Raw genomic sequence first — 1,688 nt, forward strand, 5'->3', positions numbered from 1 at the left:
CATGGTCACCCTCGCGCGCGCCGGCCGACAGTGCCGACGACGCGAGCTGCCCGGCGTCGGGGAGCCGGACCGGTGTCGGCTCGGTGGCGCGGTAGCACCCGACCACCACCTGGTCGGCGGAGAGACCCGGGAGGGTCAGCACGTCGGTGAACACGTCCCGCATCGTCAGCTCGCCTGCGACGCCGGTGACCAGATCCACGTCCGCGCCGGGCATCTGCGCGAGCACCGTGGTCACCAGTCCGCGCAGGTCCGCCTCGGTGTCGTCGGCTCCGGCGAGAGCACCCCGGAGGTCCGTGAGCACCGGTCGGCCGTCGGGTCGCACCACCACCGTCGACTCGCTCACCGACCCGTGCGCGAGCCCGGCGACCCGCAGCGCCTCGATGGCACCGGCCAGCGGGATCGTGACCGTCGCGGCCTCGCCGTCGGTCAGCGGCGCGCGTGCGGCGCGTATCTGCGCGAGCGAGAGTCCCGGGACGTGCTCGACCACCAGCCCCAGCCGCCCCGGGGACAGGTCGAGCACCTCCAGCACCTGCGGGAGGTGCTCGTGCCGTACCTCGCGCAGGCGCGCCGCGCGCTCCGCGAGAGGCGCGTCCACGAACCCGGGAACGACGTGGAGCTCGATCAGTCGGTCCGCGTCGTCCAGCGCCGCGGCCACGCACCCCTCTCCGGTGACCTCGACGGCCCGGAAGCCGGCGTGAGCGAGGGCGCTCTCCACRTCGCTCGGCACGAGCAGGCTGTCCATGCGCGCMATCCAAGACCTGTCGGCACCGGTGCGTCGTCGGTCATCCACAGCTCAGGGCAGTCGGACGACCCTGTGCTCGGCGGCCGAGACCATCGCGGCGTCCAGCACGCGCGCCGTCCGTGCCGCGTCGGCCGGATCGACGGGAGGCGGCCCACCGCCGACCACCCACCGCACGACCTCGCGGTAGAGGTCGACGTGGCCACCGGCCGCGCGCGGCACGGGCCGCCGCTCGGCGCCGCGCACGAACCAGCCCTCGTGCACCGGCTCGCCGGGCCGGCGGGTCTCCTCGTACGCGTCGTCGAGCGCCCCGAACGGCGTCGGCTCGCCCTCGAAGCTGGTCACCAGGTACGCCCCGGCGTCGCCCAGCACCCGCGTACGGGGACCGGGTGCGCCCACCACGGCACCAGCCTGCAGGTGGCTCACGACGCCGTTCTGCGCGTGCACGAGAGCGAGGAACACGTCGTCCACCGCCGGGGTCGTACGCGCGTGCAGCTCGGCGTAGACCTGCTCGACCGGCCCGAACAGCTGCACCGCGGAGTCGACCAGGTGCGCACCGAGGTCGAGCAGCAGACCGCCCGACTCGGGGTCGTTCTCCTTCCAGCGGTCCTGCGGCACGGGCCGGAACCTCTCCCAGCGCCGCTCGAACCGGTGCACGGTGCCCAGCTCCCCGCGCTCGAGCAGGCCGAGCAGGGTGAGCTGCTCGGTGTCCCACCGGCGGTTCTGGAAGACGGTGAGCCGGCCGTCGGCGAGCCCGGCCAGCAGCTCGGCGGCGGCCGCCGACGTGGCCAGCGGCTTGTCGACGAGCACGTGCAGCCCCGCGTCGAGCGCGGCCCGGACGTGCGCGACGTGCTCGCCCGTGGGGCTCGCGATCACCACGAGATCGAGGTCGTCGGCGTGCGCCAGCAGGGCGTCGACGTCGGGGACCACGGTCGCACCGGGCCAGTCC

At 74.9% G+C, this 1,688-nt stretch carries 2 protein-coding genes; both read right to left on the reverse strand.

Annotated elements, in window-relative coordinates:
* Positions 1-742 (reverse strand): protein kinase family protein (locus tag AC1DUQ_RS21515; RefSeq protein ID WP_477074607.1); only part of this gene is annotated, 742 nt, incomplete at its 3' end.
* A gap of 51 nt (positions 743-793) precedes the next feature.
* Positions 794-1,688, reverse strand: an 895-nt coding sequence (locus tag AC1DUQ_RS21520) for a Gfo/Idh/MocA family protein (RefSeq protein ID WP_477074608.1), incomplete at its 5' end; no start/stop codon positions are given.

The sequence above is a fragment of the Cellulomonas sp. P4_B5_2 genome (assembly GCF_056402235.1).